Origin of the sequence: Pseudomonas tehranensis (assembly GCF_014268615.1) — a bacterium.
Lineage (GTDB): Bacteria > Pseudomonadota > Gammaproteobacteria > Pseudomonadales > Pseudomonadaceae > Aquipseudomonas > Aquipseudomonas tehranensis.
Genome location: NZ_JABWQV010000013.1, coordinates 45,980 through 52,841, shown reverse-complemented (window position 1 = coordinate 52,841; position 6,862 = coordinate 45,980). Strand labels below are relative to the sequence as shown.

Sequence of the window (6,862 nt, the reverse complement as noted above, 5' to 3'; positions counted from 1 at the left end):
TGTGGGAGCGAGCCTGCTCGCGATGCTTTTAAGGCTGACGCCGCGCGTGGTACAGGCTCACATGCCGAAACTCCTCGGGCTCGGCCAGATCCGGCAGGGTCATGGCTTCGAGCATTTCGATGCGCCGGTACAGCGGATGCTGGAAGTCCCGCACCCGGGAGTCGGCCACCAGAGCCTCGCGGCCACGGCTGAGGAACTGGTCGAGTAACGGCAGGTTGGCGCGGTCGTAAAGCACATCCGCGACCAGGATCAGGTCGAAGCGATCATCCTCAGCGAAAAAATCCTCCGAATACCCAAGCTTTACGTCATTGAGCCACGCGTTGGCCTGGCACGCAGCAAGCGCCAGCGGATCCAGATCACAGGCCACCACTTCCAGCGCCCCGGCCTTGAGCGCCGCGATACCCGCGACGCCGGAGCCGGCGCCGAAGTCCAGCACCCGCTTGCCTTCGACCCAATGCGGCTGTTCGACCAGATAGCGTGCCATGGCCAGACCGCTGGCCCAGCAGAAGCTCCAGTAAGGGGGCTCGTGGAGAATGCGCCGGGTTTCTTCCGGGCTGAACGCGCGGTCCATGTTATCGCCGTCGATCAGCCACAGTTTCAGGTCAGTGCCAGGCAGCGGGCAAGCCACCAGGTGCGCGTCTCCAAGCAACTGCCCCAATGCGTGTTGCAGGTCTTGCGGTGAATTCATGGCGCTTTGACAAATTGCAGCGAGCCCAGCGCCTGAGTGGTCGGCTGGCTGATGCGTTGCTCCGGCAGATGCAGGATCAACTGGCCGGACTGGCTGGCGCGGCCGCGCAGTTCCACGCGGGCGCCAACCGGGAAGGCTTCGGGGTTGAAGCGCAGGCGAAAGGGCAGGGCCTGGTTATTGCCGATCAGGCTGGAGCTGGCGAGCAATTGTTGCGGCCGGTCCTTGTCATCGATCACCAGCAGTGCCAGTTCGACCTCGGCCCCGGCCGGTATCCCTTGCAGGGTGCCGCTCAACTCCCGCTGATGCGCCGGCAGCGGTCCCAGTTCGGCGGCCTGGCGGGCTTTTTCCTGGGCCTGTTTCGGCGCAGGGGTCTTGGCCGGGGCGGGGGCATCGGGTTTGGGGGCGTCGCTGCTGCACGCCATCAGCAGGCTGAATAGACTGAGCAAAACGAGCGATCGTAGCGGCATGTGTGGCTCCAGCAAGGTAAATTCCAGGGGGCTGACGGTAACCCCGTCTGTATACCGTAAACCCTATGGCTTGTCTTGCCAGTGGGATGCGCTACCATGGCCCTCCCTTTTTTTGTTGCCTGCCACCATGCACTGTCCCTTCTGCGGTGCCAACGACACCAAAGTCATCGACTCGCGACTGGTCGCCGAGGGCGAACAAGTCCGCCGCCGCCGCGAATGCCTGGCCTGCGGCGAACGTTTCACGACGTTCGAGACCGCTGAACTGGTGTTGCCGCGCCTGATCAAAACCGACGGCAGTCGCCAGCCGTTCGATGAAGAAAAACTGCGCGCGGGCATGCAGCGCGCCCTGGAAAAACGCCCGGTGAGTGTCGAGCGCCTGGAAGCGGCGCTGGTGCACATCAAGCACAAGCTACGGGCCACTGGCGAACGCGAGGTTAAATCCCTGGTGGTCGGAGAACTGGTGATGGCCGAGCTGCAGAAGCTCGATGAAGTCGCCTACATCCGTTTCGCCTCGGTGTACCGGCGCTTCCAGGACCTGAACGAGTTTCGCGAAGAAATCGACCGCCTGGCCCGCGAACCGGTGAAAGAATGACCAGCCCGGCGCAACAGGCCATCCTCGACGCCCAATACATGGCACGCGCCCTGGAACTGGCGCGACGGGGTCACTACTCCACGCACCCCAATCCCCGGGTAGGTTGTGTGATCGTGCGTGACGGGCAGGTGGTCGGTGAGGGCTGGCACATTCGCGCCGGCGAACCCCATGCCGAAGTCCATGCCCTGCGCGCCGCCGGTGAGCAGGCCCGGGGCGCCACGGCGTACGTAACCCTCGAACCCTGCAGTCATCACGGGCGCACACCGCCCTGTGCCGATGCGTTGGTCAATGCCGGCGTGGCGCGGGTGGTGGCGGCGATGCAGGACCCGAACCCGGATGTTGCCGGTCGCGGTCTGCAACGCTTGGCCCAGGCTGGTATCGCTACTGAAAGCGGCGTGCTGGAGGGCGAAGCGCGCCTGCTCAACCAGGGTTTCCTCAAACGCATGGAGCACGGCTTGCCGTTCGTGCGGGTCAAGCTCGCCATGAGCCTCGATGGCCGCACCGCCATGGAGAGTGGCGAAAGCCAGTGGATCACCGGCCCCGCCGCACGTTCGGCGGTGCAGCGCTTGCGGGCCCAGGCCAGTGTGGTGCTGACCGGCGCCGATACGGTGCTGGCCGACAACGCCCGGCTGACCGTGCGCGCCGATGAACTCGGGCTGGATGCCGAGCAGACCGCGCTGGTCATGAGTCGTCCGCCGCTGCGGGTGCTGGTAGACGGTCGCCTGCGGGTGCCGCTGGATGCGCCGTTCTTCAAGGCTGGCCCGGCGCTGGTCGCTACTTGCATGGCGGTGGAAGAACAGTACGCCAACGGTCCTGAATGCATGATCGTGGCGGGCGATGACGGTCAGGTCGATCTGCGTCGGTTGCTGGTGGCGTTGGCGGCCCGGGATGTCAATGAAGTGCTGGTGGAGGCCGGTCCGCGCTTGGCAGGGGCTTTCGCCCGGCAAGGCCTGGTGGACGAATTCCAGATTTTCATCGCCGGCAAGTTCCTTGGTTCTTCGGCGCGACCGCTGCTGGACTGGCCGCTGGCGCAGATGAAAGACGCTCCAGAACTGAAAATCACCGAAATCCGTGCCGTGGGCGATGACTGGCGAGTCACCGCCGTTCCCGTCGCGCAGGCGAGCGTATAATTCCTGGCTTTCGCTCAAGCGGCGGCCCGTTCTCGAGGAGGACTCCATGTTCACCGGCATCATCGAATCCATCGGCAGCATCCGTGCACTGACCCCCAAGGGTGGCGACGTGCGGGTCCATGTCGAAACCGGCAAGCTCGATCTGAGTGACGTCAAACTGGGCGACAGCATCGCGGTCAACGGCGTGTGCCTGACCGCCGTCGAACTGCCGGGCAATGGTTTCCTGGCGGACGTCAGCCGCGAAACCCTCGACCGCACCGCCATGAACGATCTCAAGAGCGGCAGCCCGGTCAACCTGGAAAAAGCCCTGACCCCCACCACCCGGTTGGGCGGGCATCTGGTCAGCGGCCATGTCGACGGCGTGGGTGAAGTGGTGTCGCGCAGCGATAACGCCCGGGCCGTGGAGTTTCGCATCCGCGCCCCGAAAGAGCTGGCCAAGTACATTGCCCATAAAGGCTCGATCACCGTCGACGGCACCAGCCTGACGGTCAATGCGGTGGATGGCGCCGAATTCCTGCTGACCATCATTCCCCATACATTGAGCGAAACCATCATGGCTTCGTATCGGCCCGGTCGCCGGGTCAACCTGGAAGTTGACTTGCTGGCCCGTTACCTGGAGCGCCTGCTGTTGGGCGACAAGGCCGCAACACCGGCAGCCGGTAACATCACTGAAAGCTTTCTGGCCGCCAACGGCTACCTCAAATCCTGACCCAAGGGGGTGCCGCGTGGCGCTCAATAGCATCGAAGAACTGGTTGAAGACATCCGCCAAGGCAAGATGGTCATCCTCATGGATGACGAAGACCGCGAGAACGAAGGCGACCTGATCATGGCCGCCGAGTGCTGCAAGGCCGAGCACATCAACTTCATGGCCAAGCACGCCCGTGGCCTGATCTGCATGCCCATGACCCGCGAACGCTGCGAGCTCTTGAAGCTGCCATTGATGGCGCCGCGCAACGGTTCCGGCTTCGGTACCAAGTTCACCGTGTCCATCGAAGCCGCCGAGGGCGTGACCACCGGTATCTCCGCCGCTGACCGTGCCCGCACTGTGCAGGCTGCCGCCGCGAAAGACGCCAAGGCCGAAGACATTGTCAGCCCCGGGCACATCTTCCCGCTGATGGCCCAGGCCGGCGGCACCCTGGCCCGTGCCGGCCACACCGAAGCGGCGTGCGACCTGGCGCGCATGGCCGGTTTCGAGGCCAGCGGCGTGATCTGCGAAGTGATGAACGACGACGGCACCATGTCCCGTCGCGCGGAACTCGAAGCTTTTGCCGCCGAACACAACATCAAGATCGGCACCATCGCCGACCTGATCCACTACCGGATGATCCACGAACGTACCGTTCAGCGGATTGCCGAGCAGCCGCTGGACAGCGAACTGGGCCAGTTCAACCTGGTGACCTACCGTGACTCGGTGGAGGGCGACGTGCACATGGCGCTGACCCTGGGCACCGTGTGTGCCGAAGAACCGACCCTGGTGCGCGTGCATAACATGGACCCGCTGCGCGACCTGCTGATGGTCAAGCAGCCCGGCCGCTGGAGCCTGCGGGCCGCCATGGCCGCGGTGGCCGAGGCCGGCAGCGGCGTGGTCCTGCTGCTCGGGCACCCGCTCGATGGCGACGTGTTGCTGGCGCACATCCGTGAAACCGGCGATAACACCATCGTGAAAAAACCGACCACCTACAGCATCGTCGGCGCCGGTTCGCAGATCCTGCGGGACCTGGGTGTACGAAAAATGCGCCTGATGAGCGCACCGATGAAATTTAATGCGATATCCGGTTTCGACCTGGAAGTTGTAGAATACGTGCCCTCCGAATAATGGCCCGGAGATTTCAGCATTGTTGTTCACTTGAGGGATTCATTTGTGGCGAGGGGATTTATCCCCGCTGGACTGCGCAGCAGTCCCAGAATTGTCATGATCTAGCTCAGCGTGGTGCCCGACCTTATTTTGGGGGCCGCTTCGCGCCCCAGCGGGGATAAATCCCCTCGCCACAATGGTTAGTGTGTCATTTCGGGGCTGTGGCGCTTTGCCGCATAGCTGCCTCTGCCACCCGCGCCTTGGTTATACTCCGTGCGATCCGCCTGGAGCGCTCATCAGGAGAGCTCATGCTCGCCCCTTTGCAAATGACTTCTGCCTCTCGCCAGAACCTCTGGCGTCTGACGTTTATCCGAATTCTGGTCCTGGCCGCCCAGGCCGGGTCTGTGGGGCTCGCGTATTGGTTCGAGCTGCTGCCGCTGCCTTGGCTGCAATTGGCGATCACCCTGGCCTGTTCTTCGATACTGTGCGCGCTGACCGCCATTCGTCTGCGCACCTCGTGGCCGGTGACTGAGCTGGAATACGCCGTGCAACTGGCCTGCGACCTGTTTATCCACAGCGCATTGCTGTATTTCTCCGGCGGCTCCACCAACCCTTTCGTGTCTTATTACCTGGTGCCGCTGACCATCGCCGCAGTGACGTTGCCGTGGCGGTATTCGCTGATCCTGTCCGGCATCGCCCTGGCGCTGTACACCTTGTTGCTGGCGCGGTTCTATCCGCTGGAAACCTTCCCCATCGCTCGGGAAAACCTGCAGATCTACGGCATGTGGCTGAGTTTCGCCCTGGCGGCGGCGGTCATTACGTTTTTTGCCGCGCGCATGGCCGAAGAATTGCGTCGTCAAGAGGAGCTGCGGGCCATTCGCCGTGAAGAGGGCCTGCGGGACGAGCAATTGCTGGCCGTGGCGACCCAGGCTGCGGGTGCCGCCCATGAGTTGGGCACGCCGTTGGCCACCATGAGCGTGCTGCTCAAAGAGATGCGCCAGGATCACCACGACCCGGCGCTGCAGGAAGACCTCGGCGTGTTGCAGGATCAGGTCCAGCTTTGCAAGGAGACCCTGCAGTATCTGGTGCGTGCCGCCGAGGCCAACCGCCGCCTGGCCATCGACATGCAGGACGTCACCGATTGGCTCGACGAAGCCCTGAATCGCTGGCACCTGATGCGCCCGGAGGCCAGCTATCGCTTCCAGCGCCTGGGTCAGGGCCCGGTGCCGCGCATGGCGCCGCCGCCGGACCTGACTCAGGCGCTGCTCAACCTGTTGAACAACGCCGCCGACGCCTGCCCCGAAGGCCTGGAAGTGGCGCTGGACTGGAATGCCTACGAGCTGACCATCAGCATCCGCGACCACGGCGCCGGTGTACCGCTGGCGATTGCCGAGCAAATCGGCAAGCCGTTCTACACCACTAAGGGCAAAGGTTTCGGCCTGGGCCTGTTTTTGAGCAAGGCCAGCGTGACACGCGCCGGCGGCTCGGTGAAACTCTACCCCCATGAGGAAGGCGGCACGCTCACCGAGCTGCGCCTGCCCCATGCCGACCGAGGAGACGAACATGAGTGACGAGATCCAAGTCGACGGCGAAGAACTGCCGCATCTGTTGCTGGTAGACGACGACGCCACCTTCACCCGCGTCATGGCCCGGGCCATGTCCCGTCGGGGCTTTCGCGTGAGCACCGCCGGATCCGCCGAGGAGGGCTTGAGCATCGCCCAGGCCGACCTGCCGGACTACGCCGCGCTGGATTTGAAAATGGACGGCGACTCGGGCCTGGTGCTGTTGCCCAAGCTGCTGGAGCTGGACCCGGAAATGCGCGTGGTGATCCTCACCGGCTATTCGAGCATCGCCACCGCGGTCGAGGCCATCAAGCGCGGCGCCTGCAATTACCTGTGCAAACCGGCCGATGCCGATGACGTGCTGGCGGCCCTGTTGTCCGAACACGCTGACCTGGACACCCTGGTGCCGGAAAACCCCATGTCGGTGGACCGCCTGCAATGGGAGCACATCCAGCGGGTGCTGACCGAACACGAAGGCAACATCTCCGCCACTGCCCGCGCCTTGGGCATGCACCGGCGCACCTTGCAGCGCAAGTTGCAGAAGCGCCCCGTGCGTCGCTGAACCTGCGCTGAACGGATGGTGTCCACCCTCGCAGCAAATCGGGCCGTTGCTCTATGATCGGCCCG

General features: G+C 64.0%; 8 protein-coding genes. 6 read left to right on the top strand and 2 right to left on the bottom strand.

The features are described from left to right. Window positions 1-28 precede the first annotated feature (28 nt). A complete protein-coding gene (locus HU811_RS05090) occupies window positions 29-688 on the bottom strand; it encodes a class I SAM-dependent methyltransferase (RefSeq protein WP_186654433.1) in 660 nt (219 codons plus the stop codon). Continuing rightward, complete coding sequence (locus HU811_RS05085; RefSeq protein WP_186654432.1) at window positions 685-1,155, bottom strand: YbaY family lipoprotein; 471 nt, start codon at window positions 1,153-1,155, stop codon at window positions 685-687. Before HU811_RS05085 ends, HU811_RS05090 begins: the two co-directional genes overlap by 4 nt. Before the next feature lie 127 nt (window positions 1,156-1,282). On the opposite strand from HU811_RS05085, the gene nrdR reads away from it, so the two are divergent. The 6 genes from nrdR (at window position 1,283) to HU811_RS05055 (ending at window position 6,797) form a co-directional block, all read left to right on the top strand. Continuing rightward, complete coding sequence (gene nrdR / locus HU811_RS05080) at window positions 1,283-1,747, top strand: transcriptional regulator NrdR (protein WP_013694316.1); 465 nt, start codon at window positions 1,283-1,285, stop codon at window positions 1,745-1,747. Next, window positions 1,744-2,877 (top strand): bifunctional diaminohydroxyphosphoribosylaminopyrimidine deaminase/5-amino-6-(5-phosphoribosylamino)uracil reductase RibD, encoded by a 1,134-nt coding sequence (gene ribD / locus HU811_RS05075; protein WP_186654431.1) that lies wholly within the window; start codon window positions 1,744-1,746, stop codon window positions 2,875-2,877. The genes nrdR and ribD overlap by 4 nt, the downstream gene beginning before the upstream one ends. Window positions 2,878-2,923: 46 nt before the next feature. Further along, window positions 2,924-3,586 (top strand): riboflavin synthase, encoded by a 663-nt coding sequence (locus tag HU811_RS05070; protein ID WP_186654430.1) that lies wholly within the window; start codon window positions 2,924-2,926, stop codon window positions 3,584-3,586. 16 nt (window positions 3,587-3,602) lie between these two features. Further along, entirely contained in the window at window positions 3,603-4,694 is a 1,092-nt protein-coding gene (ribBA, locus tag HU811_RS05065; protein WP_076383459.1) for a bifunctional 3,4-dihydroxy-2-butanone-4-phosphate synthase/GTP cyclohydrolase II, read from the top strand. Window positions 4,695-4,981: 287 nt separating this feature from the next. Then, window positions 4,982-6,244, top strand: a complete 1,263-nt coding sequence (locus tag HU811_RS05060; RefSeq protein WP_047229018.1) for an ATP-binding protein — start codon at window positions 4,982-4,984, stop codon at window positions 6,242-6,244. Further along, on the top strand, window positions 6,237-6,797 hold the full coding sequence (locus HU811_RS05055) for a response regulator transcription factor (protein WP_047229017.1): 561 nt from the start codon (window positions 6,237-6,239) through the stop codon (window positions 6,795-6,797). Before HU811_RS05060 ends, HU811_RS05055 begins: the two co-directional genes overlap by 8 nt. Window positions 6,798-6,862: the final 65 nt, after the last annotated feature.

Coding starts and splice junctions, on each gene's coding strand:
- HU811_RS05070 (WP_186654430.1), top strand. CDS start 2,924: ATGTTCACCGGCATCATCGAATCCATCGGCAGCATCCGTGCACTGACC.
- nrdR (WP_013694316.1), top strand. CDS start 1,283: ATGCACTGTCCCTTCTGCGGTGCCAACGACACCAAAGTCATCGACTCG.
- HU811_RS05060 (WP_047229018.1), top strand. CDS start 4,982: ATGCTCGCCCCTTTGCAAATGACTTCTGCCTCTCGCCAGAACCTCTGG.
- ribD (WP_186654431.1), top strand. CDS start 1,744: ATGACCAGCCCGGCGCAACAGGCCATCCTCGACGCCCAATACATGGCA.
- HU811_RS05055 (WP_047229017.1), top strand. CDS start 6,237: ATGAGTGACGAGATCCAAGTCGACGGCGAAGAACTGCCGCATCTGTTG.
- HU811_RS05085 (WP_186654432.1), bottom strand. CDS start 1,155: ATGCCGCTACGATCGCTCGTTTTGCTCAGTCTATTCAGCCTGCTGATG.
- HU811_RS05090 (WP_186654433.1), bottom strand. CDS start 688: ATGAATTCACCGCAAGACCTGCAACACGCATTGGGGCAGTTGCTTGGA.